Genomic DNA, 25,886 nt, shown 5'->3' on the forward strand with positions numbered 1-25,886 from the left:
CCTTTGGTCTTCCTTTAGGCATACAAAAAACCAACCTGAGGACGGGAAACAATACATGATCTGCTTTCCAAAAGTAAATAGGCCTGGATCACCGTGTTTTTGCTAACCCCGTATTCTTTGCTAACCGTACGTATAGACGGCATTTTATCTCCTAACTTTAGGGTACCCTTCGCAATGAGGTTTTCGAAGTTTTCAGCAAGTTTCTCAAATAGGGTCATTTACATAATATTTACACTGTACCCTTCAAATTTAAATAAATTGTATCTGTAACCAATCAATGATTCTTCTTTAATTTGCAAATACAATCAAATGATTTTGTAAAATGAACAGGAGGCATCTAAATTAATAAGTGTGGGAATAACTTAAACCACTCAGATTCAAATAAAGTAGGCAATTTCTTTTTTTGAACTATTATTAATATTGATTGTTGAAAATTTACCGTTAAGAGATATTGACAACAGAAACTCCCTTTGAATAATATGATTGTCAAGCCAATGCATTTTTAATAGAATTACCCATGATGAACGAAACGATAACTGAAAAGCCGGATTTTGATTTTGAAAATTTCACTTTCGGCGTACAAGCCACAGATCAAATGTTGGTGGCAAAATATGAAAATGGCTCCTGGTCAAACTTTCAAATTGGCCCAGTCAAAAATATTTCTTTGTCCCCATTGGCCATGTGTTTGCACTATGGGCAAACAGTATTTGAAGGGTTAAAAGCATTTAAGACTGTGGATGGGAAGGTAAATATTTTCAGGTTGGAAAGTCATTTTAAAAGAATGAACCGATCACTTGAAAGGATGGCCATGCCTCCTTTGCCTGCCTCATGCTTTATAGATGGAATCCGTGAGCTGGTAAACAAAGAAAGTCACTGGGTAATCGATGATCCTGAATATGCACTTTATATTCGCCCTTTTGCCATAGCTACAGAAAATAAACTAGGTGTTGACGCATCCCATGAATATTTATTTATGGTGGTTTTATCCCCTTTAAAAGCCTATTACAATCGGCCATTAAGAGTTTTAGTTGAAACTACCTATATCCGCTCTGCAAGAGGTGGTGCAGGCGCAGCTAAAAATGGTGGAAATTACGGCGCTTCACTTCTGCCGCAGCAAAAGGCCAAACAAGCAGGATTTGACCAGATCATTTGGTTAGATGCCAGTGAGAAAAAATACATTGAAGAGTCTGGCACCATGAATATAATGTTTATCCTCAATGGTAAAACATTGCTTACTCCAGCCTTAAGTGACAGTATCCTAGACGGTATTACCAGGGACTCTATTCTTAAACTTGCTCCTGAATTGGGCTTGGAAGTAGAAGAAAGAACTATTCAGATTACTGAAATTTTGGATAGGGTTGGTGCAGGTGAGAAAGTTGAGGCTTTTGGTGTTGGTACCGCTGCAGTTATTTCTCCTATCAAGGAAATTTCCTATAAAGATGAATTATTTGAGACTTATGTAGAGGAAGATGCAGTGATGTACCGAATCAAAAACAAACTTTCTGAAATCAGAAGAGGAATCAGTCCGGACCATTTTGGCTGGTCAGACTTGGTCTAATTTTGCAGGAATTATTTCCATTTAAAAGGCCTGAAACTTATTCTTAATGTTTCAGGCCTTTTTCGTGTTATTTTTTATCGAATCCCCAAGGCATTACACCTACTTCTTTCTCCCAGTTTTGGTAGGCCACTAACATCTCTTTAACCATGTCGGGTTGATTATGGGTCAAATCCATATCTTCAGTCCTGTCATTGGCTATATTATAAAGGGCCCAATTTTCATCATTTTGTTTTTTGACCAACTTCCAGTCCCCTTTCCTTACGGCGCTGTTGCCCTGATGTTCCCAAAACAACCATTCATGGGGCTCTTTTTCTTTATTGGTAAGTAAAGGAAGAAGACTTAAACCTCTCATTGGTCTGATTTTATTACCCTTATAAGTCTCTGGGTAGTCTGTTTGAGCAAGATCAAGGCAGGTAGGCATAATATCCATTATATGCCCCATTTCATGATTGATTTGCTGCTTTTGAATCAGTTTAGGGTAATTAATGATTAAAGGAGTGGAAATACCACCTTCGTGCACCCAATGCTTGTACATTTTAAATGGCGTATTGCTTACATTGGCCCATGACGGGGTATAACTTGTATAGGACTGGCTAGAACCTATAGGGCCACCATAAATTTCTTTAGAGGAGACATTCTCAGAAGTAGCGCCATTATCAGATAAAAATATTATTACCGTTTCTTCATTTATATTTAACTCTTCTAAGGACTGGAGTATTTCACCTATCCCCTGATCCATACAATCTACCTGAGCTGCATAAGTGGCCATGCGCAAATCAAAAGTATCCTTTTCTGCTTCACTTAAGCTATTCCAATCCAATACCTTATCATCCGGGGAAGACAACGAAATTGAACTAGGAATAATCTGCAGTTCTTTCATTTTTTCAAGTCTCCTATTTCGATAAACATCAAATCCTTCTTTGTATTTCCCTCGGTATTTGGCAATGTCTTCAGCCTTGGCTTGAAGAGGGAAATGAGGGGCTACATGTGCCAAATACAGAAAAAATGGCTGCCTGCTTTTATTCTCTCTGTTCTCCATGTGCTCTTTTATAAAAGATACCGCATAGTCATTGAAAGCATCTGTAGAATAGAAGCTGCTTGTGTCTGTAGGGACTATGGCACTATCCAATACTATACTGCCACTCTTTATCGGATTAAAATACACCACACCTCCTTTTGCAATACCAAAAAACCGATCAAACCCTCGATTGTTTGGTCTTTGTTCAGGAGCTCCACCCAAGTGCCATTTTCCTGAAATCATTGTACGATAACCAGAAGTTTGCAAAACCTCTCCTATCGTTACACATTGCTCATTAAGAAAACCCTGATAGGAAGGGTGTCCCATATTTCCTGTCATATTCCCTACTCCGGCTTCATGCTGGTACAAACCAGTAAGTAAAGCAGCCCTACTGGGACAACAACGTGATGAATTGTAAAATTGTGTCATCAATAAACCGTCTGCAGCCAACTTGTCCAAATTGGGTGTATTAATTTCTCCACCAAAAGCTCCTAAATCTGAATACCCCATGTCATCTGCCATGATCAAAATAATGTTTGGCCGGATATCTTCTGCTTCTATACTAGCCTTTTGCTGACATCCATAAAACGACAAAACGCATAAAATCATCAAATATTCAGTCTTAAAAAGTTTCTTTTCTTTATAAACCAAATGATAGAAATATTCCATAGTTACTATTTGAAATGGTGAATGAAATGCTGTACCAGAAAATGTAATTTATGACAGTAGAAGATACAGTGTACTTTCTATTTGTGAAAAGAATTACAGCGATAAAGTTTATAAATTAATTAAAAAAAGTGGATTTTAAGATTACACCTAAATAAATGTACTTGTGGAAAAATATTTCAAGTCAAAAAAAGCAAAATAAGTAATATGTCAAACAATTATTACGTGAACCCATTAACACCCTATTAACCAATAAATAGAAATTGGTTTAAACGCTAATGGCAATAACTTTCTAAATAGTTTCCAATCAAAAGTCTTTTTTTCGCATGGCTTTTTTCTCAGACCGAACACGTTTTCCTTTTAAACGTCTCTCTTTGGCCGCTTTACCCGGTCGAGTGGCTATTCTTTTTTTCTTCTTTTTAAAAACCTTTTCCATCAGCTCATAAAATTTTTTGATGGCAGTTTTCTTGTTGTCAAGTTGAGAACGAGAAGTTTGAGCATCAATCTGCAGCGTCCCCTCTTTGTCCAATTTTTGGCTACATTTTTCTAAAAGCTTGCTTTTTTCATCCTCAGACAAGCATTGAGAGTTGGGAACATTAAAAAATAAAGTAACCCTTGAATTTACCTTGTTGACGTTTTGACCACCGGGTCCACTACTTCTAGAAGCTAGAAAGGTGAATTCAGTAGTAAAGACTTCGTTTTTAATTTTCTCCAAAATCGTCATGAAAAAGCTGATTGCGGTGTTACCTGACAATAATGAAGATTTATACCGTAATAGTTCCCTGTCGCTTAAGTCCAATTGACTTTTATGACATTTCTTGTTTGAAAACAAAACTACACTTCCACTACCGATTCCTTTCGGAAATTGGCATTGAAAGTGCAATTTTAAACAATTCCTCTAATAGAGTTTTCTATTAACAACAGCCTCCTCCAGGGGTACAAGATTCGCCCGCAGGAGTACTCACCATCTTTAATTTTGGTTTTTTTCTGGTATACCACAATTCTCTTTTGCCAAACAATCTGTTTGTTTTCCGGTAAGCAAAAATCCCTTTCCGTCAAATGCCAAACCAAACCTTTGAATGGTGTCTCCCTGATATTCAACCTCTATAGCTGCATCAGTTAATCCCAAGACCTTCTCAGACAATTCAATGATATGCAATAGCTTCTCTGGGTGTAAACGGTGATTATAATCATCGGCAGCCCAAAGTTGGAAATTGATTACTTCTTCTTTTCGTTCTGTGCCACCACAGTCAATAAAGTGCCTCGTTACTTTGCCTACCTCTGTAACATGAAAATGTTCCGGCACTAAAGTGCCATCAGGCAATTGAAAACTTAGCTCTTTATTTTCAGTTAATAATGGTTTTATCTCTGATAATTTCATAGCCTTTTATTTTAATTGAATCTTTAAATTAATAATTTAAATACCAATAACATTATAGTATTGTACTGGTTAAACCTATCGGTTACTTCTTAAATTGAAGCATTACTCAATCGTTACATTGCAATATTACGATTAATTAATTTAAAGAAAAAGAAACCCTCTTTTTTTTCAAGGGATAACCATCAAAAAGCAACAATAATTTCTTCTTGAAGGGAAAATCTTTCTTTGAAGTAGACATTCCTATTCCTTTCTATCAATTTGTTTATTAAAAAGGGAATGATTTTTCTTATAAATTGTTTTATACTTCTATCCCATTCAAGGCTTTCAATGACAGAAAATAAAAGTAAGGCTAGTTTAAAAAGTGTTTTTAAAACAATTATCTGGCCAAGACGAAAGTATATTTTTACTGGTCTCTTCTTAATCATCATTAGCAGGTTGTCCGGACTAGTCCTACCCTGGGCTAGCAAGTACCTCGTTGATGATGTAATCCCATCAAGTGATTTTGAATTGTTAAAATGGCTTATCGTTGCAGTGGTCATTTCGGTTACCATACAATCCGTTACCTCATTTGGCTTAACTCAGATATTGAGTGTAGAAGCCCAAAATCTTATTGCCAAATTAAGGGTAGAAGTTCAGGCCCATATTATAAGACTACCTATTCGATTTTTTGACAATGCCAAAACCGGAGAGTTGGTTTCCCGGGTGATGACGGATGTTGAAGGGGTTCGTAATTTAGTAGGTACCGGGCTTGCCCAAATGGTAGGGGGAATATTGACCTCCCTGATAAGTTTAGTTCTATTAATTTACATCAGTCCCAAAATGACTTTGTATGTTTTGGTTCCTGTCGTAATTTTCGGCGTTATTTCCTTAAAAGCATTTGGACGCATTAGACCTATCTTCAGAGAAAGAGGCAAAATCAATGCGGATGTTACTGGTAGATTAACAGAAACACTTGGTGGCATTCGGGTAATAAAAGGGTTCAATGCTGAAGACCAGGAAACAAAAATATTTGAATCAGGTGTAAACAGACTATTTTTAAATGTTAAAAGTAGCTTAACCGCCACCAGTTTTGTAACAAGTGCGGCCACCTTTTTATTGGGCCTTGCCTCTGCTGGAATTATGGGCATAGGAGGTTATATGATAATGCAAGACCAACTTACTTTTGGTGATTTCTTGGCTTTTACACTATTGTTAGGATTCATGATTGCGCCAATTCTTCAGATGAGTAATATCGGCAGCCAACTAACAGAAGCCTTTGCAGGCCTGGACAGGACGCAAGAACTGATGAACATCCCTTTAGAAGCAGATCCGACCACCAGAAATATTGTATTACCACAGATAAAGGGAAGGGTAGCATTCGAAAATGTTCATTTTGAATATGAATCGGGTACTGAAATAATTAAAGGGGTAGATTTTGTTGCAGAGCCAGGAACGGTTACCGCTTTAGTGGGTAGTTCAGGTTCAGGAAAGACTACCATCTCTGGTTTAGTTGCCTCGTTTCTAAACCCCTCTAAAGGATTGGTGACCGTAGATGGCCAAGACCTTAGCAAAGTAGACCTTAATTCCTTTAGAAGACAATTGGGAGTAGTATTACAGGATGATTTCCTTTTTGAAGGGACAATTAGAGAAAATATAATGTTCCCAAGACCTGATGCCTCTGAAGAATTGCTTCAAGAAGCGGTAAAATCTGCTTATGTTCATCAATTTACAGATCACTTCGAAAAAGGACTGGAAACAGTTATTGGAGAACGTGGAGTAAAGCTTTCGGGAGGTCAAAGGCAAAGACTGGCCATTGCCAGGGCAATTTTAGCTGACCCAAGAATCCTGATTTTAGATGAAGCCACAAGTAACCTTGATGCAGAAAGTGAGCATTTCATTCAGTCCAGTTTAAAAAGCCTGATGGAAGGTAGAACAACATTTGTGATTGCCCACAGGTTAAGTACCATAAGACAGGCAGATCAGATACTCGTCATCGAGAAAGGGAAGATCGTAGAACGTGGACGTCATGATGAATTGATTAATATCAATGGCAGGTACCATGATTTGTATAACTTCCAGGCTAGAATTTAATTGCAATTCAGCCGGCTAGCCTTGCAATCAGCGTATTTCAATATAACCTTTACCCGTTTCCATTGGCAAAAGTTGGTCATTACCTTAATTTGAAATTTCTATTATTGAAGCGAAACACTTTACTTACTGAGATTTTAAACCTATGCAGTTTATAAAAGATTAGTGAATTTGGCGGTATTGTTGTCACAAGGCAACAATACTGACAAAATTCCAACCCACCCATTTCAGCTTTGAAAGGTAATTTTTCGCTTGTCCCAGAATATTGGGCTCAAGAATTGGCCATTAATGCCTCTGCTGCCAATCTACCTGAAGTCATGGCTGCATTTATAGAACCATTTAATAGCTGATCACCTGCCAAGAATACATTGTCAAATAATTTCACATGTTGAAGCGGAGCAGTATTCTTTACATCTGTTAGTATAGGCAATGCTTTTTCAATAGAATAGGTTTTGATGTGTTCAAAATAATTGGCATCTATTCCTGTGAGTGCTGCCAATTCCTCGGCCACAAGGGTTTCGAGATTTTCTACTCCTTTGACATCTTTAATGATCGATACAGACAAAAGTGCCCTGCCATCACTGGCATATTTCTTACTCACATCTGTTAAAAAAACCAGGTTGTTAATCATGAATTTATCCTCTGGCACCAACCCAATCATAGGCTTGGCTATAAAAGATTGTTGCAAGGTGAAATACAGATTGGTAACATTATGGTATCGAAAATTCTCCTGACCGATGATTTTTCCTGGTGCGGTTGCAATGATGATTTGATCTGCAGTCAAGGTATTCCCTGAATCCAAGTGAATGGTATTGTTCTCTACTAAAGAAACCTTAGTATTGAACCTTACTTGGGTATGCTCCAATTGGCCAAAGAGTTGTTTTGTGATTTGCCCCATTCCCTTCTCCGGTATAGCGGCATGACCTTCACCAAACATTTTGAAAACAAATTCAAACATTCTGGAAGAGGTAGTAAGTTTATCTTCTAAAAAAATCCCGCTAAAAAACGGTTTGAAAAAATTGTGAATAATTCGCTTTGAAAACCCAAAATCTTCGAGATATGCTAATGTAGAACTTTGAGGGCTGGTGAAAATAGCTTCAATACTTTTTTCCTTTAACCTTTTGGTCAAAGCAAACATTTTATATTTATCCCAAAGTGTTCCTACATTGGAAAAAGCCATGGAAAAAACCATAAGTGGATTTCTTATAGGGTCATGGATAGCATAAGACTCTCCTCCTGCTTCCAAAATTACAGCACCAGCCTTAAATTTTTTCAAATTTAAAGCATCCAAATCAAGGTACCTGCTTAATTCTGGGTAAGAAGTAAGCAAGACCTGAAATCCATGGTCTAGTAAATAACCGTATGTGTCATCAGTTTTTACCCTTCCTCCAATACTATCAGATGCTTCAAGAATTACGGGAAAATAACCGGCTTTTTCAAGTTCAATTGCCGCCACTAAGCCGGAAATTCCAGCCCCAATAATGTATACACTTTTTTCAGCTGTTAGCATTGGTTTGGTTTAAATTATCAACTATTACTCAAGCCCACCTTTAATGTTTTTCCGTTCACGAAACTTCCCTTTATCAGAAGTGGACTCAGTTTTAGGCTTGGCTTCTGGCTTCGCGTTTACTGACTCGGTAGCACTTTTTTTATCAACGGGTCTTGCCTGTTTTTTATAAGGCTTTGCTGGTCTCTTGTTACCTGGTGAATTTCTATTCCCCCCAGGCCTATTTCCTCCAGAAGATTTACCAGAATGACTCTTTTTTAAATCAGGGCCAGTACCTATTTCCTCTGGATTAGGCAATACCTCAATTTCCATGCCGATAAGGTTTTCAATATTTTTATATTTATACCTGTCTTTTTCATTAACAAAAGTCACTGCCTTACCTTTCTTTTCAGCTCTGGCAGTACGTCCTACTCTGTGCACATAATCCTCAGGATCGTTAGGCGTATCAAAATTAATTACCATTTCAATGTCCTCCACATCAATCCCTCTAGAAAGAATATCTGTAGCAACCAGAATCTTTAGTGATTTGTTTTTAAAAGAGGACATTATTAATTCCCTCTCATTCTGATCTAAATCAGCATGAAAAGCTTCAACCTTGAAATTCTTCTTTAGTACCTTAAACAAAGACTTAACTTTATCTTTGGTAGAACAGAAAATAATGACTGCTTGAAAGTCCTGTGATTTAAGAATACTATTGACTAGTGCCTCTTTTTGCCCATCATAAACATGATAAACGTATTGACTAACCCCTTTTGCAGTTTTACCTAAAGCAATTGATATTTGTTCAGGATCTTGCAAAATCTGCTGAGAAAACTTTCTGATTTTAGGAGGCATTGTCGCAGAGAACAACAAGGTTTGCCTACTTTTCGGAAGATAATTTACTATTGTCAAAATATCTTCTGAAAACCCCATGTCCAACATCCTGTCAGCTTCATCAAGTATTAGGTTTTCCAGGGAATCAAAATTCACTTTACCACCAGCAAGAAGCGCTATCAACCTTCCAGGAGTAGCCACGACAATGTCGGCACCCATCTCCAAGGCTTTTCTTTGTTGTTCCCATACTTTTCCATCTCCTCCACCATAAATTGGAATTGAACTAATGCCTAGAAAATAAGCAAGCCCTTGGATTTGTTGGTCTATTTGTATAGCCAATTCTCTTGTAGGAGCAATAATTAAAACTTTAACGCCTTTTCTATCTCCCTTACTTATTTCGTTAAGTACGGGCAGTATAAATGCCGCCGTTTTACCTGTTCCTGTCTGAGCAGTGGCTATTAAGTCTTTTCCCTCTAAGATTATTGGTATTGCTTGCTCTTGTATGGGGGTTGCTTTTTCAAAACCCATTGCATCCAAACCTTCTTGAAGTTCGGGAACAAAATTAAATTCACTAAAAATCAATTTTTCTCTAGTTTAAGTGTACAAATACGCCCAGCCAATTAACAACAATTGCATCGGAAGCCTTATCAACAACAACCACTTTGGGATTCCTAAATGCTTTCTTTGATACATGTAAAGATTGGCTGGAAAAACGGCAATTAACAATAGGATGATTCCATAGGCAGCTACAGTACGGATTGGCTCAAAAATTAAACCAAATCCCAATCCCACTTCCAGACCCCCTACTAATTTGTTTACCAATTTGGGTACGGGAATGAAAGGCGGAATAATACTTACAAACATAGCGGGTCTCACAAAATGCATGATGCCCGTCGTCATATAAAAAATTGCCATTGCATAAAGAAATGCTTCATCCATAAAAATCAATTGCAGTAATTTCTTTATTCTTTAAAATTAGGACATCAAAGTTGCATATCAAAAATTTTGATACTTAATAGAGCAAATAAATTTCTATTAGTGGAAATTAATTGAATCCTTCGCTAATAAACAAAATAAAAAAGTGAAAAATTCAATTGTACACAATTGTCAGGTAAAATCATTTGGTAGAAATACAACATGCCTTATGCATTAGGTTAATTAATGCATAAGGCAATGCTTTGTGAATGTCTCATTATCGAAATCAAAATTATTACTTAAAATGGATTCAAAAACACTATCACTCCTTATATAAAAGAAAGTAGGCCTCTAATGTTAAACTTCCGCTGCTTGTACATGCATCCAATCGTAATTTCTCCTTCTACCTAAGCTCACCCAGCCTTCTTCTTCCCAGCACCTCCACCAATCGTTGTAAACCGGGTGTGCAAAGGCAGCTTGGTTTCTCCCCCAGGTCAATTGGTTTCTGGCAGGATCAAAATCCAAGGCAATTCCCCAGGAATGGGTAGACCATTGGGTCCCTCCACGCATCAGTCTGTTGTTAAAACATCCTCCAAATCTGTTCAGTGCCAATCTGTCTATTTCACTTTCACCGTAGATGTTTTTGACATTTTCTAAAACACGAATTAAACTTCCCGCTACTTTGGTATGGCAGGTAATTTTTCTAGCCCTATACCTCATGTCCCAAGCTATTTTCATTTCATAGGGTACAGGCACTGTGACCAGGTTTTGTGCCCGAAGTCCATAAAACTCATGAAATGCTGCCGTATTTTGTTTTGGCCAGCGATTCATTGGAGTAATTTCTTCAGGTCGCCATGGATCTCTTACTTTTCCAAATTTCTGTAAATAAACTAACTCTTCAAAAGCAAACTGGGTTTGGGGTCCCCACATTCCATCTATTTCCCCAGAGTTAAATCCTTTTTCTCTGGCACCTATTTGAATCATGGTAGTGACTTTTCTCACCTGCGGAAGATTCTGGTTCATCCCAGGCACTTGATTCAAACCTGCAAGTGTTGCAGGTCCAAAAACCCCGTCTATGGCACCACTATACAATCCTTTTTCTGCCAAAAGATTTTGTACTACTTTAATTTTTTCTTTCATGCTTGGTTGTCGGTTATTGGTTAATCAATGAATTTTGCCTTCTTTTTGAATTTCATACCGGATACACTGTATTAATGTATCTTCCATGATTTTACCATGTTTTCCAGCCAATGTCTTTAAACCAACCTGCTGAATTACATTCACAATATTCGCTCCGGTCAATTGGTATTTTCTAGCCAGATCTTCTACTACTAATTTTTCATCCAGGGCGATTTTTTTGGGCAAATATTGCTTCCACAAGGCCAATCTTTCAGCCACCCCTGGTGGTTCAAAATCAATGATCGTTTGAAACCTTCTGATAAATGCAGTATCCAGATTGCTTTTGTAATTGGAAGCCAGGATCACCATTTCAGGATAGGCTTCTATCCTTTGAAGCAGGTAAGCAACCTCTTGGTTAGAATTTTTGTCTCTTGCATCTTTTACGTTCGTTCTCTTACCAAAAAGGGCATCGGCTTCATCAAAAACAAAATCCAGCTTTTCCCTGAAGCTTTTTGAAAAAGCCTGGAAAGGTTTTTTTCTGTTTCTCCTATGTATTTGGAAACCACCAATGACAAGTCTACTCGGTAAACGTCTTTCCCGGTATATTTACCTAGCAAGCCCGCAGTAAGGGTTTTTCCAGTTCCTGGAGGGCCGAAGAACATCACCCTGTAACCCGGTTTTACACTCCTTTTTAATCCCCATTCCTCCATCAATTGTTCATTATAAGTCAACCAATCCTCTAGCGCTCTTATTTGAGAAAAAGTTTTCTCGGACAATACCAGATCCTCCCAATCAAGGTCAGTTGTTATCCGCTCCGCTGGAAAGTTGGGACTGGGCTTCGGAGGCCTTACACTTTCCATTAATAAATTGTCCGCAAATTCCTGGTCAGGGTATATGGGTGCTGCATAAAAGGGTTCTTCCTCAGAAGCCTCCCCTATCAAAATATGCCCTTCTTTCAATAACCTGGAATCCTGAAAGATGGCAATGTACTTTTTCCTGGACACAGGGTCATTTCCGCCTAACAAGTAAAGTAAGGTCTCTCCTGTAGGGATGATACCTCGGTGGTATTTGCTTTTATATCCACCAAATTCAGGAAGTGAGGTTCCCTCGGGAAAATATTCCTGGACTATTTTACTTAAAAAACCTGGGGCGATATAGGGCACCATTGCTAGCGCCAATAGCAACAACTCCTGATTCTTAATATTGAGATCCTGAATGATTTTTCCCAAAAATTCATTTGGGTCAAAGTAAAGATCTAAATTTGGTTTGGCAAGTGTTTCTGTTTTCCCAAGTTCATGGTCCATCCGGCTTTTGACGACCATTTCCAAAAAAATCAACAATTGTTTCATAAATGTATAGAAATACCTTTCTGGGTTAAAATCAATTTTGCACTTGGTGACGAGGATTGATTTGCTTCATTTGGGATTTATAATGCAATGCTTTTTCGAAATCTGGGGCAAGGGCCAAGGCTTTATCCAACCAATTGGCTGCGGTTTCAACTTCACCTTGGCTCAGATAAACGACTGCTACATCCGTTAAAATGGCAGGATTTTCAGGATCCAAACGGGCGTTTTTCAACAAATGATCTAACCCTTCCACCACATTGCCTATTGCAAGATATGTCATGGCTAAATAATGCCTAAAAGAGGTATTATCAGGTGCTTCTGCAAGGGCCGATTTAAAAGATTTGACCGCTAGCCCATAATTTTTTAAATGAAACTCACATTGACCAGCTAAAAACCAGATTTCGCCTGACCAACTATTTGAATCCATGGAAGACAAGATATGGATTGCTTTTTCCCAATGCTTCATCTTCATAAAAACCCTACCAAGTTGTATTTTATTTTCATCCGTAGGGTATTCATTTATGATAACTTGCCAGAGTTGAACAGCTTTATCCAGCTCTTCAATGTGGGTAGCCAGCTTTGCCAAACTTATTCTGGCATTTTGATGCTCAGGAAATACCTCGCTGGCTTTGGAAAATTGGTTCCAGGCAAGTGCATATTCCCCTTTCATGGACAACACATTGCCTAAATTAACCAGAAAATGAGGCTTCAGCGTGATCTTTATCGCCTTTTCAAAAAAGGCAACGGCTTTATCATAGTCTTTTTGCTGGTGAAAATAAAGGCCCATATTGTTTAAAATGGATGTATTCTTTGGATCTAGCTCATAGGCTTTATCGTAGCAAGCTGCTGCCTTATCAAACTCTTGATTCAAAAAATGCTTTGCACCTTCATTGTTTAATGCAATCGCCTTCTCCTTTTCCATAATTGTCAATTAATCAAATAAATCATTTTTAATATCTTTGGCCAAGCCTTTACTCATATTTACGATATCCAAATCAGGATAAATCACTTCAATGTCTTCAAACGACATGTCAAAAGATTCTCCTTCCTGGTAATTAACCGGGAACACCAGGCCAAACTGTATATCAGGACCCCATTCAAATCCTGCAAGATTGTGTCGCCAGGTTTCCGAAACAGAGAGGAACCCAATCCCTAGGCTTGCCCTTGCAAAAGCATTCACTTCAAATTCGAACTTCGGATTTACGGTGATTCTACCAACGGCATCCAGGGACAAACCTGTCTGAGGGGTCCAATTCAAATCTACCTCCGCTGCAGCTTCTCCCTCCAGACCTAATGCGCCAGTCAACTCTATGCCACCTGTAAGGCTAGCAATGGCTACACTTACACCAAGGCTCAAATCACCTCTTAAAGTAAGTCCAGCATCGGCAGGAATGGCAAATTCACCATGCCCACTTATTGTGGTTTCATCTTCTCTTTCAGGATTGTAGGTGATTTCAGCAGAAATATCTCTCAATTCACCGGGGCCAAAACCAGCCGTAAAGTCCAGTCCACCTCCAATTTGAGCAACCAAGCCAATACTTCTTGGTCCAATAGGAATGGCAAACAAAGGAATTTCTATGGTTGGTGCTCTAAATAAATTCCTATTGAATTCCTTTCTTTGGAATACCTCATAGCTCTCTGATGCCAGTCTGGCAGTAACTTCTATTTCTCCATTAGGCAAAAGTTTAACTCCTGCCGTTGCCGCCAACCAAGGGGTTAATTGAAGGGTAAGTTCCCCTCCACCATAGACACGCATCGTCTCATCAGGATCCCCTGTGGGTTGCCCATCTTCTCCTATCGCACGGTTGGTAGCGCCTACTTCAATGGAACCACTTAACATTCCTCTACTGTAGGCTGCAGAACCTACAATTGTAAGTGCACCATTGTCATAAGTAACCGAAAGAGATGAAGAAATTCCTGGAATATCAGGCTGGGCTGTACCAGTAACCATGATCTCATAATTCTCAGCCCCTGCAGGTTTGGCAACTCTGGCGGCAACATTGCCTCCGGTAATCCCTGGAATATCACTGCTTAAGTCAAAATCTCCACTAAATGAAAAACCGTCTTCTCCGAAATTGAAGGCCATATTTCCCCTTTCAATTCCTGGTACATCTAGCTCTGCTTCTCCTGTTGCAGAGAAATTATTCTCACTGTAAGTAGCTGTAATCGTAGCGGTTTTGATCCCTCTTAATTTTCCTTCCGGAATACCTATTACTCCTCCAATGGTCCATACATTTTCCTTGTATTCCATGTTGATCTCTGCCGGATCAAACAATTCGGAGTCAAAATTAAAGGCGCCTTCAAGTTCAAATCCTGAGGCTGTCGAAGCTGTAGCACTAATATGGCCTTCTCCTACCTGATTGATCGCAAAATTGGTTTCGCCAGTCAACCCCAATCCATTTCTGGAACTTGCAAAAATCGTTAAGGAGCTATCACTAATCTCAAAAGGTGGCGGAACATTGATTTCTTCTATTCCAAACGTTTTAGATACCCTTACATCGCCATTGGAGATAAACAGTTCAATGGGACTGCCTTCGAAAATTGGTATGCTGGGCATTATTTGACCGTAGGCCTCTATCCCTGTAGGCAATAAATCCAACTCAAGGATTTCCACGGGACTTGCCTTTTTTATTCGCAACCCATACAAACCTGATTTAATGGATTGTTTGGTAAGGTATCCCGCATACTTAGAACCCGGGTAACGTTTAACTGGGAAAACTTTATCTTCTGGCCAGGGAGCCCATGTTTTATCAGACGAAGGTATGTTTACAGAGATGCTGCCCAGGTTCTCTGTGTTTTCTACATTTTCACCCTCGGTAGCAAATTGCTTGGAGGTAATTCTGAAAGGATTGCCTAACCAGGTCTTTTCTGAACTACCCAACCTGCTACCCTCTCCGGTCCAAATGAATTTTTTACTAATTCCACCAGATTCATTGGGGAAAATTCTTACTTCTCCTTCTTCCCCAATATCTGCTAAATTACCTACTTCGATGGGCTCTAATTGCTCTCCACCTTCTATTTGAGTTTTGGTCCAAAATTCGTTTTCTGTTGCATTGCTGTCTCCTCCAGCTAAAGTATCTGCTCGATTAAAAACAAGCGTATATTTATTTTTGAAAGTCGCATCTCCTCCGGGGTATTGAGCTCCATGCCTTTCTCTGAAACCATTGAGCTTTTCTGTAATTTGGCCCTTAATGACAGATCCACTTGAAGTATTTTTTGAAGCATCCAGTAACTCCATATTATCCAGGGTATTGGGCCAGGTAGCTGTATTCCAGTCAGCCAACTGAAGCTCTACAATATGGTCAACATGGAAATTCCTATAATTCTTGTCTTTCCCCCAACCTGGAGTAGTTAAGTCTTTAGAAATAACATCAATTCCACCAATAAAAGTGGGTTTGACACCTCTACCATTAGTATTTGCTTTAAATACATGTGTCGTATCAGCTGTTGCGGGTGTTTTGTGATGTTCTTCATACAGCGCATTTAACCTGGTAGTAATGTTTGATGTGTCAACCTGGTCTTTCCATACGCCATCTCGCTGGTTGGTATTGCCTCGGATGTAGTTGTTTTTTCTTTTGAGTGGCGCTTTACTAGTAAATAAGCCCCCCCTATGGTCTTGTAGTTTAAACCCTGGAATGGGTACACTACTAAAAGTTATGGTCTTGGCACTTTCATCCAAAATGCCAGTTTCTTCCTCCATTTCGGGAGCTGTTTCCTCTTCTCCTTCCTTTTGAATCGTACTGTTCTGAATGGCAGGACTACTACCTTGCTGAATCGTATGGGTCAATTCGTGCGCCAACAAGTGCTTGCCAGAGCTATCATTGGGATTGTATTGGTTTTCATTGAAATAAATATCATTTCCATGGGTAAAGGCATGCGCGCCAATGCCCTGGCTCATCTGCACCGCTTGACTATCAGTATGCACCTTGACATCTTTAAAGTCAGCCCCAAATGAATCTTCCATCCCAGAAAGCGTCTCTTGATCCATTGACGCTCCTCCAGCTGTTTGGTTGAGCTGCTGTTCGAAACCCGGCGGAGTGGCTGAGGCAGTCTCTTGCTTCATCTGAACAGGGGCTTCCACTTCATTGTTTTCCCCTTCCATAGATAGTTGTTCCTCTTCCCCTTTTTCCTGAAAGACCGCACTATCTACTTTTAATTGTACCAGAGGAGTAATCCCTTCCGCCATGGATTGGGCTTGGATGTTTTCATCTGCCTGAGATTGAATATTCTCTTCTTGGGACTTTTCTTGCACCACCTTATCAGCCATTGCATCAGCTTCTTGCTCATACTGATCCCCAGGCTGCCCCACTGCCAATTTCGCCTGAAAAAAGGAATCAGGATGATTTTGGGAGGAGTGTCCTCTGCTGGTTTGGGATTTAGAACTAAAGTGGCTCATACAATTTATTTCATCAATTCAGATTTATTGGAATTTTATTTAAAAACCCATTTGGGTATTTGAGCTACTTGTGGGCGCAGGCAGACCAATTATTTGCTTTGGCATGATTCCGAATTTTTCTAATCATAGGGGTTACAATTTTTCTAGCTCCATCATAAGCAGGCCCAGTTCCTACTGGCACTCCATGATCATCTTTCAATAAGACAATGAAATGATCTATCCAATTCATTTCAGCTTCGAAAATTGCATCTGAAAATCTAGTATCCATTCTGATCATTGCCTCAGCTAAAATGTCATTTATGGTAAGAGCACTTTTTGGAAAAGCCATTTCATTTACCGCTTTTTCTAAAGGCTTCAAAACACCCGGGTCAATTAATGCCGTACGTATTTTGGAGGCATGAACCCTTTCATGGGCCAATACAGCATCTTCCATATACCAACTTCCACCAAAGACGCCCAAATTACTTAAAGCATTGATTTGCCTACAATAGTTATCTTCAGTTGTATTACCTCCTGGACCAGTTACCTCCTCCATTTCAGGGAGTAAGCGTGTTTGAACAGAATAATGACCTGTTAACCCTATTATAATAGGATGCCACATGACACCATCATCTATTAATTTTAATTTAACAGCTATGGTTTCTGGGAAAACCCTCCCCATAACTAAAGGGTCTAAACTATTCGATGCAACAGCTCCAGCCTGAGCAATTACATTTTTCAGGTCAATCTTAGTATCAATGGTTACAGACGTTTCATTTTCAACTACATCCACCCTTCTGTCGAGCTTATCAAGATATCGGATGGTATTTCTTCCCACTACCCCATCCACCGTCAATCCCATATCCGCCTGAAAAGCTTCCACAGCTCTTGTCGTTTCTTCCCCAAAAGAACCATCAGCACCAAACTTTGGCAAACGGTAATCTAGACCAATCAAGGCATCTTGCAGGAGGGTTACAGCTGTTCCATTAGCGCCATTTTTTAATGTGGCATAATTGTCATAAGTATCTTCAAGCAATTCATTTGTTGAAAATCTACTTGTTGGATGAAAATCATGACCATCATTTAATTTCGGTTGCACAGGTTTTTTTGTATTCCCCTTCTGCTGAATTGTGTGGGTAAGTTCGTGAGCAAGTAAATGTCTTCCGGCTTTTGTTTCTGGCTGGTATTGCCCGGAGTTAAAAAAGATATCATATCCATGGGCAAATGCCTTTGCCCGAATTTTCTTGTTCATTAATTGAGCCTTTTGATCGGTATGAATTCTAACTTTACTAAAGTCAGAACCAAACTTTTTCTCCATGAATTCTTTGACCCCAGGTGACATGGACATTCCCTTCCCCTTTTCTTGAAAAAGAGTGCTTTCTATCCCATTGACTTGTTTTTGTCGCGAGGTATCTTTTACGTTATTGTCTTCTTTTGCTTGAATGTTGTCCTCATCAGTTGCCGTTTGCACGGACTCCTTTTCGTTTTTTGTCTGGACAGGTTCCTCCTCATCTGCAGCTGCACTAACTTTCTCTTCTTCATCCCCTTTAGCGCTTACAGCTTCCTCTTCTTCAGCTGCTTTTTGGACACCTTCCTCTTCATCGGCTTTAGCCTGAACAGGCTCCTCTTCTTCACCTTTTGCTTGCACAGGTTCTTCCTCTGAAACTGCTTTACTAATTTTTTCCTCTTCCTCTGCTTTGGCGCTTACTCCCTCCTCTTCTTCTGCTGCCCTTTGGACACTTTCCTCTTCCTCAGCCTTAGCCTGAACAGGCTCCTCTTCTGAGGCGGCCTGCAATTTATTATTGGTTTCTTCCTTTTCTTTACTTTGAACCGCTATTCCAGCATCTTTTTCATCTGATACCTTTTGAACTATAGGATCAAAAAAATTATCATTGTCGAGAGAAGGAATCAAGCTGTCACTTTTCTCCTTCTTCTGGCGAAAAAAAACTATTCCCCTCCTTGCTTTGAAATGCAGGATTAATCAATCCTACTGAGGACTTTCTAAAACCTTGTCTTTTCATAGTATTTTAATTTACCAATCTACAAGCAAATGCTTTTTTTGCCAGGGAAGTTTTACCAAGGAAAGATTCCAGGGAACCCCATCCAATAAAATATCCTGTGCTTTTCTCTCTACAAATAACCTATCAGAAGTCTCCTCAAAAACCAATTTCCCTCTTCGATTTATAAATTCATTGCGAATGGTTTCCAATCCGGTATTTCTCAAACTCTTCCAATTGACCTTTAATGCATTTAAAAGTTTCTCCGTTTTTATCTTTATCTCCTCTGGAAGAATTAACGCTCTCAAAACAGGTTCGTCAATAGGCATTCCTACTAAATATTTTTCAAAAACCAGTTCAAAATCAAAAGGTTGTTCTTTTTTAGTAGACAAATAATGCAGCGCATGCACTGCTGTTTCTGGATTAATTAATTGTCCTTTTTCATCCAACAATTCACAATCAATAAAAAATGGCTTCAAAAAGGGATGGAGTAAAATCAGACCAGCATTTGATACATAGTAGCCTTCTTTATTCTCCGCAGAGTCTATTTTAATTTGCGCGGATGATTCCCCAATATTATTTGGTATTTCACCACTAAATTGATCTTTATTTTCTAATAGTTGAAGAACTGAGTCCGCAACCTTCTTTCTTTCATTAATATCATCAAATTTTATGACTTCTCTGAAAATTTTCTCTACTATTTTTCTTTCAGCCTCACCCAGTTTAGATAAGTACAACTTATATAGCTGCTCAGTCCCGCTATTCAATTCCTCACTTAGGCTTACTACGACAATTATCCTATAGAATACAAGCTTTTGCCCTTCATCCAATCTCTCATTAATTCTCAGGTAATGTGATTTCTGGATCAAAGGTTTTCGAGCAATGACCATCCAAATCAACTCTCCTAAATCTTTCCCCGAATATTGACTGACCACCCTATCAAAGAAGAGGGTATTTTGAAAGTGATTAAGCAACTTTCCATCTGAAATATACTTGCTTACCAAGGGTTTTATTTCCTTCCAATTAAAGGCCTTCCTGGCTTTTTCCTCACTGTACCACCATGGTAAGTTTCCGTTTTCTAAGAAATAAATCCAGGATTTCAAGATGCGCTCTACCGGATTAAGGACTAAAATTTCATCTCCCTCTTTTTGTAGAGATGAAAATACTTCAAGGCCCTTATCATTAGCAGTTCCTTCAGCTGGCATTTCTGGGGAATTCCCCAAATCTTTTGTTGCAATCTCTTTTGATAAAACTTCCTTAAATTGATTCATGAATGCTCGTTGAATTATTTTAGGGTCTAAAAAATCGTCTTCCAAAAGATCCAAAGAAATATTTATCTGGGGAATCTGAATGGAATCAATTTGTAGCTCTTTCTCCAATTCATCAAGATAGGAAGCAATAAGTGGCATTAAAGAATCCTGAATAAAGTTGCTGATATTTCTTTCTATAGCCTTGGCATTCTCGACCGACTTGGAATATATATCGATAGAAACTTTTTGTATAGAGTGCGTATCAATTTCCTTCATTTATTTTTATTCTATCAAATTAATTCTTATATTTCTAAACGTTTGGTCACTAGACTGAACCTATTTTACTGGCAAATAAGTATGAAAGAGGAAGCAAGTTATTAAGTCAAAACGTCTTGAAGTTGCGTTCGTTACGTGTTGTTTACATCACTATTGAGTCGCTTACTACTAGATTAGAGATTAAAGCAAGTGAAATTGGACAGAAGCCCCATAAGGACCAATCATCATCCGGAATTTGTATGATTGGTCCTTTTCCATTTCCTATAGCTGCAGTTTTTGTATAGAATCTATCCCTCTGGGTTGTCCACTTTTTGCTGGCACCTCGATATAGATATCTGCCATTTCCGTAAAAGGTTCCAACGTTTTAGTCATTTCTCCCCTATCTATTTCCCGATCCAAAACCACAACCAATGATGCTTTGCTTGCCTGATCTTTACCGTGAAGTAAGCTTCTTAATTGTAGAAATCTGAAGATAACATCATTCGTATCCGTAGAATTTTTATAATCATGGATCATTTCAATACTTGCCCAGCTACCATTCACCCAATCTCCCGTTAAATAAAGTTTGTGGCCAATTTCAGAACTTCCCAAGGCTGACTGAACATTTCGTATAATTCTTTGAACAGAACCAGGAAGATCATTAACTTTTTCAGGAATTCTTGGTTTAAAGTTTTCTTTGAACCTGGAATCGACTTTCAAATCCTCTATCAAATTGTACCATTGCTTCCATTTTCCTTTGAACTCCCCATTGTCATCATCTTTATCTACGGGGGCAAACTCAGTTTGCAGTTGTAGGTAGGTAGCTTCTCGATATTTTCTAAGCTCATCACATCGCGTAGCGGCTAGCCTAAATGTCCTATCTGATTTCACCATTTCATCCTGGGTATAAGTATAGGATGGTTTGTTAATGCTTATCGTATTGTCTGAAAAACTAATGCTAAACACATCATCAAATGGACGGGTAATAACGAATCGCTTGTGGGATTCATCATAGTCAAAAACCAGCCCCTTAGGGAAGCGTTCGTTTAAGGCTTCTGTAATGGCATGCATTCGTCTATTATAAATCGACTCAATTGGAATTTCAAGTGTAACAGCTCCATTAATTATCGATTGACCATTTATGCTGTAGTTGTTTACAACTAGACGATAAGTGGTCGGTTGAGCACCTGACTTTCTCGCAGATCCTTTAATACTCCTAGAAAGGTTATTGAGAAACTTCAAAGAACTTATCCAGGGATAACTGCAACTTGCAACTCTAATATGACTGGATCCAATAAGTCCAGTCTCATCTACTATCCTATAAGAAAGTGAAAGGTCAGCAACAACTTTATTGTCATAGCTAAGCAAAATATAGGTGCCGGACTTCGGTACCCCACCTCTCGAAGAACAAGAAGGGTGGTCCTTAAAGAGTTTTTTTAACTCATTCTGGTTATGTGCCAAGTCAAAATGATAGATCTTAAATTCTAATCCAAATTGATTAATCATTGAACTTATTGCCTGATAGGTGTTTTCTCCATCTGTAATCAAATGCCCTCCTATCAAGTAACTGTCAAGCCCCTCATGCTCCACCAACAATGGATTGTTGCCCATAGCATAATAAAAACTAATGGCATTTGCATCAGAACTCCAACCCGAAAAATCGCCTTCATTGGTTTTATAATAGAAAGGTATAGAGGGGAAAAGCGGATTGTGTTTTTTCTTTCCATCAGGTATAATTCTCAACCCTTCTTCTTTTTCTGTTTTTATCTCAAACGAGGTTAAAAGGAATTGCATCTTGCTAAGTAGGGAATTGATTTCACTTCTATCGTGAACATAATCCCCTAAGGCAGGAGATTTATAAAAATCATGACGGTAACCTGTGCCATCTAACTTGCCAAGCAATAGGTGTTTGGGGAATGAAGTAATTTCTGGGTTTGGCCAAAAGTCAAATTTATTTAATGCATCAATTATCGCATTATAGGTACTAATAAGGTCTTTAGCGAGGAGGTATCGATATTGATAAAAATTGTAATTCTCATCTTGCTGATTAAATACATTATCAGACAATTCCTTGAAAATTTCAATAGAATGCTGGATATCATCCTCTATTTCCAAAATCGAATTGAACCCCTCCAACACTATAGAAAGGCCTTTGGCCATTTCATCCAGTGTATTCCCATTATCGATAGCAGCTATATATAATTTATCTAATGCCGCTAAATCGGATGAATTCTGCGCATTATGAACCACCTTCATCAATTGAAGTGCTGACAGCTCGCTTAATAATTCAGTGATTTTATTTTTTGAGTAGTAATTCATCTAGGTTCACCAAATTCTGGATAGAAGCATCCTCCAGCATCAAGAAGTGCAATCTGGTAATTTGTTCAATACCCTGATTGTCACAATTGATCTCACCGCAAATATCCTGACTCTTAGGATAGCATTCCAGGTAGGCTACCATGTTCATTCCCTTCCAATTGGCCAGATCAGATAAGGGCTTTGCATCTGTATCTCCCTCGTTACAAAATTCCCAAATCGGAAACTGCTCCTCATCTATATAGAAGTAGGGAGAATACCTTGCGTATTCATCAGAAAACACCCTAAAATGAGTGAAAGTTAATTCATCTATTGCTATGTTTTTTCTTTCGGCTCTTCTTCTGACAATTGTTCATGAAGTAATATTAGGTCTCCATCAGTGGTGATTCCAACACCCTGTTTTACCACAAATTGATCTCCACCTTCTGTTGCTCTTGTAGAAATTGTAAGACCATGAACGATTCCCACCCCCGTCAATGCAATACGAGTCAACCTGTCCTGGTCTTCAAAATAAGCGATCGTCTCATTTAGCTGCGTATGGGTAAGCACCTGGTCAGCCTTATAGTTTCTATATTGGTAGATTACGGAACTTAGTTTATTTGACATGGCCTAAGGGATTAAATGGTTCCTAAATTTGATCTTCCTAAAATGATGGTATCTCTCATCGCATTACTTTCATCCTCATCCTCGCAATTGTACAGGGTGCCTGTTGGATAAATTGAATGCAATTCAGATAATATTTTTACAAATTGCTCATGGTATTGATAATTTCCGACCGTTAGTCCGGAAAGAAAATTGGCATAAGCCTCCTCAAAGAGGCTCATCTGGTCTTCTTGTTCAAGATCACCTGTACTGGCCCTTCCTATCCAGCAAATTTTTGCTAGAATATGGGCGGGTAATTCTTCTCTTATTAAATTTTCAAGGAAATCCCGAAAATCTCTATCGGCAAACCTAAAAGAGTTGCCTGGTAGTACGATAGTCAGTCTGAAAGAATAGGGATCAAGGCAGTTTCCCTGGCCACAGTCATCCTTACAAAATGGCATAAAATATTGCTTATCGATATCCTCCTCGTTGAAATCAGGTCTTAACAAAATGTTTTCTACAACAAACATTCCCTCATCATCCATCTCTTCGCTCATGAATGATTTAAAACCCAACAATGCATTTCTAAAGTTTTGAAAAGTAAAATACTTTTGCTGGCTAGCCAGTAGGTAGTCGGGGTTATTAGGATCGGATATATCCAGATTAAATATGCTAAACGAAAATCTTCCGGTTGGTGATATGCTCACCTTGAAACAAGCAAAATCAAACCCTACTTCAGGCACTTCCTCAAACTGATCCATTGCATCTTCAATTGTCTCATCCGAAACAGCCTTGACTTGTTGAATGACCAGGTAAATGTCTTTGTGAGCAGCTGTTCTACCTCTATAAAATTTGTTAGCCGTTAACAGGACGTTTTTATCCTTGTCATAGATTCTCCATTTAAAAGCCGCTTCCCCTTCGGAATTTGTGGTAGGGAAAATTTCAACAAAAGAACGTGCCAAATTTTTTCTAAAATAGTCCCTTATGCCCACTAGCAAGGCTACCCTTTTCTCGAATCCTGAAGTGTTGTCTGTATCCCACAGATTCTTTAGCGGTTGCTTGTAATAGTTCATGGCTGTAGACCGCTGAGCACTTATTTTCCCATATTCTTCAAGGAAAAAGGACTTGGTATCCAGCACTTGTTCATCTACACCCGATCCATAAATCTTTTTCATCAAAAAAGCATAGTCAGAAAACTTCTCTGCAAACCTTGCCAATAGGTGGTCTTTCAATTTCTGACTTCTTTTATTGCGCTCATCAAACGGCGCCAAAAGGTCTTCGTAAAGGAATCCATCGGAATAGAAATCCCCCAAGAAATCAGCATGATCCCCAATATCAGTTACCGTCTCCGTAAAATAGGTTCTTTCATGCGTGCTGAATACAGACAATAGATTTTTTACTTCCGTAATGTGCTTGAAATAACTTATCAAGATTTGATCAAAAAAGGTCAAATAGGCCTTTAATTGATTGGCCTTCTTTTGTCGATCCATACCTTTGGCATTTTCAGGAATCCCTAGAGGGCCTACGCCATATACTTCTGGAAAATCATTCCTTATACTTGAAAAATCGCCAAGTGGATATTGATGCGGAACAGGGAGCGGAAACTCCTTTTCCTTTATCTCATATTGTTCCACCAAATTTTGCTCAACGATTGCTTTTTTATTCTCTGCTACTGTTACCTGGTTAACATTCAGAGGAAGTAGTCCTTTGTAAAAATTAAATTTACTCTTGTCACACAAACTTGGCTTTTTTCCTTCAGGAATTGTAATTGTCCATCCGCCTCCTGTTGCGTCCTCATCGCAATGGTTGATACTTAGGTCTCGAATTCCTTCAACACCCTCAATATCCATTATCAATTGAATGATGTCGGATTGGCTTATTTTATTTCTCAATGCTGCTTCCTGCAATTCACTTGGGTCCAAATAGCCATGTTTCAAATACGGTCCCTCTATTATCTCATCCGTTGAATACCCTTTTTCAAGCATTTTCTCAAAAGAGTAAAAGTGGATGTTTGGAGAGAAATATTGTTCTATTTCCCATTCAATTTTGGCTGCTATTAACTCTTCATCAGCTTCTGGACTCAAATCAATAATGGCACATACCTGAACCGGGTGACTTTCAACAGGGATCACTTCTACCACATCCTCACATAAATTTCTATTTTGATGGTAGGCTAAAAGCACCTTCTTTTTTATTTGTGCGAAAGGGATTTCCTCGGAGGCATCAACCAAAATCTTATGCAAGCCTTTAAGCTCAAATGACGTTTTGTCTTTTTGTGGAATGCCTTGCCAGACAATGGGGTCATAAGCCATTTTAAGATTTTTGCAGTCCGCATATACTTGCTTGCTATAAGGTTCGATCCAGCTATTTTTAATTCCTTCAATGTCCATAAACAACATCCGATAATCCAACACTGTAAGCGCTTTACAGGGCAAGACATCTGTCGCCATATGGAAATGTTTTTTAAGGAAATTGGCTTTATCATTTCCCAATAATAAATCCTCAACCGGCAAGGAGAGTCTATATCCCAAATCAGTAATGGCATAGGCCAGGATTTCTAAAATAGTTACGCCAGGATCATGTGTATTGTAATCCGTCCAAAGCTTACTGCCCAGACGTTGGATTACTTTTATACCTTCATCCTTTAGAAACTGAAAGTCCAAATCATCATTTGTATGAATGTCTTTGGAAATCGGGCGGTATGTTTTTTGATCCATCATC

18 protein-coding genes and 1 pseudogene are annotated in these 25,886 nt (G+C 38.8%); 2 read left to right on the forward strand and 17 right to left on the reverse strand.

The genetic code is table 11. The annotated features are described in order from the left end of the window. Positions 1–14 precede the first annotated feature (14 nt). Positions 15–218 carry a GntR family transcriptional regulator gene (locus tag ADICYQ_RS27515; protein ID WP_020890985.1) on the reverse strand — a complete coding sequence of 68 codons (204 nt, stop codon included), beginning with the start codon at positions 216–218 and terminating at the stop codon, positions 15–17. Positions 219–517: 299 nt separating this feature from the next. Here ADICYQ_RS27515 and ADICYQ_RS00870 point away from each other — a divergent pair, with 299 nt between their 5' ends. Next, positions 518–1,558 (forward strand): branched-chain amino acid aminotransferase, encoded by a 1,041-nt coding sequence (locus tag ADICYQ_RS00870; RefSeq protein WP_020890987.1) that lies wholly within the window; start codon positions 518–520, stop codon positions 1,556–1,558. A gap of 67 nt (positions 1,559–1,625) precedes the next feature. Here the strand turns inward: ADICYQ_RS00870 and ADICYQ_RS00875 are convergent, their stop codons facing one another. From ADICYQ_RS00875 to ADICYQ_RS00885, 3 genes are all read right to left on the reverse strand, one after another. Beyond that, positions 1,626–3,245, reverse strand: a complete 1,620-nt coding sequence (locus ADICYQ_RS00875) for an arylsulfatase (protein WP_020890988.1) — start codon at positions 3,243–3,245, stop codon at positions 1,626–1,628. A 304-nt stretch (positions 3,246–3,549) separates the two neighbouring features. Further along, positions 3,550–3,996 carry an alternative ribosome rescue aminoacyl-tRNA hydrolase ArfB gene (gene arfB / locus ADICYQ_RS00880; protein ID WP_308483869.1) on the reverse strand — a complete coding sequence of 149 codons (447 nt, stop codon included), beginning with the start codon at positions 3,994–3,996 and terminating at the stop codon, positions 3,550–3,552. 216 nt (positions 3,997–4,212) lie between these two features. Beyond that, positions 4,213–4,623, reverse strand: a complete 411-nt coding sequence (locus tag ADICYQ_RS00885; RefSeq protein WP_020890990.1) for a DUF6428 family protein — start codon at positions 4,621–4,623, stop codon at positions 4,213–4,215. A 327-nt stretch (positions 4,624–4,950) separates the two neighbouring features. On the opposite strand from ADICYQ_RS00885, the gene ADICYQ_RS00890 reads away from it, so the two are divergent. Continuing rightward, positions 4,951–6,693: an ABC transporter ATP-binding protein gene (locus ADICYQ_RS00890; RefSeq protein ID WP_040413740.1), complete on the forward strand. Its 1,743-nt coding sequence runs from the start codon at positions 4,951–4,953 to the stop codon at positions 6,691–6,693. A 268-nt stretch (positions 6,694–6,961) separates the two neighbouring features. Here ADICYQ_RS00890 and ADICYQ_RS00895 read toward each other — a convergent pair whose 3' ends face one another. The 13 genes and pseudogenes from ADICYQ_RS00895 to ADICYQ_RS00955 form a co-directional block, all read right to left on the reverse strand. Then, entirely contained in the window at positions 6,962–8,200 is a 1,239-nt protein-coding gene (locus ADICYQ_RS00895; RefSeq protein WP_020890993.1) for a protoporphyrinogen/coproporphyrinogen oxidase, read from the reverse strand. Positions 8,201–8,224: 24 nt separating this feature from the next. Next, positions 8,225–9,592 carry a DEAD/DEAH box helicase gene (locus tag ADICYQ_RS00900; RefSeq protein WP_020890994.1) on the reverse strand — a complete coding sequence of 456 codons (1,368 nt, stop codon included), beginning with the start codon at positions 9,590–9,592 and terminating at the stop codon, positions 8,225–8,227. A gap of 12 nt (positions 9,593–9,604) precedes the next feature. Beyond that, positions 9,605–9,949, reverse strand: a complete 345-nt coding sequence (locus tag ADICYQ_RS00905; RefSeq protein WP_040413742.1) for a DoxX family protein — start codon at positions 9,947–9,949, stop codon at positions 9,605–9,607. Positions 9,950–10,282: 333 nt separating this feature from the next. After that, positions 10,283–11,065: a M15 family metallopeptidase gene (locus ADICYQ_RS00910; protein WP_020890996.1), complete on the reverse strand. Its 783-nt coding sequence runs from the start codon at positions 11,063–11,065 to the stop codon at positions 10,283–10,285. 24 nt (positions 11,066–11,089) lie between these two features. Continuing rightward, positions 11,090–12,393 (reverse strand): annotated as a pseudogene (locus tag ADICYQ_RS29980) (ATP-binding protein). Between the two features lie 31 nt (positions 12,394–12,424). Then, entirely contained in the window at positions 12,425–13,312 is an 888-nt protein-coding gene (locus tag ADICYQ_RS00920) for a tetratricopeptide repeat protein (RefSeq protein WP_020891000.1), read from the reverse strand. 9 nt (positions 13,313–13,321) lie between these two features. Then, positions 13,322–16,786: an eCIS core domain-containing protein gene (locus ADICYQ_RS00925; RefSeq protein WP_040413744.1), complete on the reverse strand. Its 3,465-nt coding sequence runs from the start codon at positions 16,784–16,786 to the stop codon at positions 13,322–13,324. A 64-nt stretch (positions 16,787–16,850) separates the two neighbouring features. Further along, entirely contained in the window at positions 16,851–18,677 is a 1,827-nt protein-coding gene (locus ADICYQ_RS25610) for an eCIS core domain-containing protein (protein WP_020891003.1), read from the reverse strand. Between the two features lie 120 nt (positions 18,678–18,797). Beyond that, entirely contained in the window at positions 18,798–20,288 is a 1,491-nt protein-coding gene (locus tag ADICYQ_RS00935; RefSeq protein ID WP_020891004.1) for a contractile injection system tape measure protein, read from the reverse strand. 261 nt (positions 20,289–20,549) lie between these two features. After that, positions 20,550–22,586: a hypothetical protein gene (locus tag ADICYQ_RS00940; protein ID WP_020891005.1), complete on the reverse strand. Its 2,037-nt coding sequence runs from the start codon at positions 22,584–22,586 to the stop codon at positions 20,550–20,552. Beyond that, a complete protein-coding gene (locus ADICYQ_RS00945) occupies positions 22,564–22,866 on the reverse strand; it encodes a hypothetical protein (protein ID WP_020891006.1) in 303 nt (100 codons plus the stop codon). Before ADICYQ_RS00945 ends, ADICYQ_RS00940 begins: the two co-directional genes overlap by 23 nt. 32 nt (positions 22,867–22,898) lie before the next feature. Further along, positions 22,899–23,189 carry a hypothetical protein gene (locus tag ADICYQ_RS00950; RefSeq protein ID WP_020891007.1) on the reverse strand — a complete coding sequence of 97 codons (291 nt, stop codon included), beginning with the start codon at positions 23,187–23,189 and terminating at the stop codon, positions 22,899–22,901. Positions 23,190–23,200: 11 nt separating this feature from the next. After that, positions 23,201–25,885 (reverse strand): baseplate wedge protein, encoded by a 2,685-nt coding sequence (locus tag ADICYQ_RS00955; protein WP_020891008.1) that lies wholly within the window; start codon positions 25,883–25,885, stop codon positions 23,201–23,203. Between the last annotated feature and the right edge of the window lies 1 nt (position 25,886).

Source organism: Cyclobacterium qasimii M12-11B (assembly GCF_000427295.1).
In the GTDB taxonomy this organism is placed as follows: Bacteria; Bacteroidota; Bacteroidia; order Cytophagales; family Cyclobacteriaceae; genus Cyclobacterium; species Cyclobacterium qasimii.

Bases quoted from the DNA above. Each gene is read 5' to 3' on its own strand.
- ADICYQ_RS27515 (WP_020890985.1), bottom strand. From the start codon at position 218: ATGACCCTATTTGAGAAACTTGCTGAAAACTTCGAAAACCTCATTGCG.
- ADICYQ_RS00870 (WP_020890987.1), top strand. From the start codon at position 518: ATGATGAACGAAACGATAACTGAAAAGCCGGATTTTGATTTTGAAAAT.
- ADICYQ_RS00875 (WP_020890988.1), bottom strand. From the start codon at position 3,245: ATGGAATATTTCTATCATTTGGTTTATAAAGAAAAGAAACTTTTTAAG.
- ADICYQ_RS00885 (WP_020890990.1), bottom strand. From the start codon at position 4,623: ATGAAATTATCAGAGATAAAACCATTATTAACTGAAAATAAAGAGCTA.
- ADICYQ_RS00890 (WP_040413740.1), top strand. From the start codon at position 4,951: ATGACAGAAAATAAAAGTAAGGCTAGTTTAAAAAGTGTTTTTAAAACA.
- ADICYQ_RS00895 (WP_020890993.1), bottom strand. From the start codon at position 8,200: ATGCTAACAGCTGAAAAAAGTGTATACATTATTGGGGCTGGAATTTCC.
- ADICYQ_RS00905 (WP_040413742.1), bottom strand. From the start codon at position 9,949: ATGGATGAAGCATTTCTTTATGCAATGGCAATTTTTTATATGACGACG.
- ADICYQ_RS00910 (WP_020890996.1), bottom strand. From the start codon at position 11,065: ATGAAAGAAAAAATTAAAGTAGTACAAAATCTTTTGGCAGAAAAAGGA.
- ADICYQ_RS00920 (WP_020891000.1), bottom strand. From the start codon at position 13,312: ATGGAAAAGGAGAAGGCGATTGCATTAAACAATGAAGGTGCAAAGCAT.
- ADICYQ_RS00925 (WP_040413744.1), bottom strand. From the start codon at position 16,786: ATGAGCCACTTTAGTTCTAAATCCCAAACCAGCAGAGGACACTCCTCC.
- ADICYQ_RS00935 (WP_020891004.1), bottom strand. From the start codon at position 20,288: ATGAAGGAAATTGATACGCACTCTATACAAAAAGTTTCTATCGATATA.
- ADICYQ_RS00940 (WP_020891005.1), bottom strand. From the start codon at position 22,586: ATGAATTACTACTCAAAAAATAAAATCACTGAATTATTAAGCGAGCTG.
- ADICYQ_RS00950 (WP_020891007.1), bottom strand. From the start codon at position 23,189: ATGTCAAATAAACTAAGTTCCGTAATCTACCAATATAGAAACTATAAG.
- ADICYQ_RS00955 (WP_020891008.1), bottom strand. From the start codon at position 25,885: ATGATGGATCAAAAAACATACCGCCCGATTTCCAAAGACATTCATACA.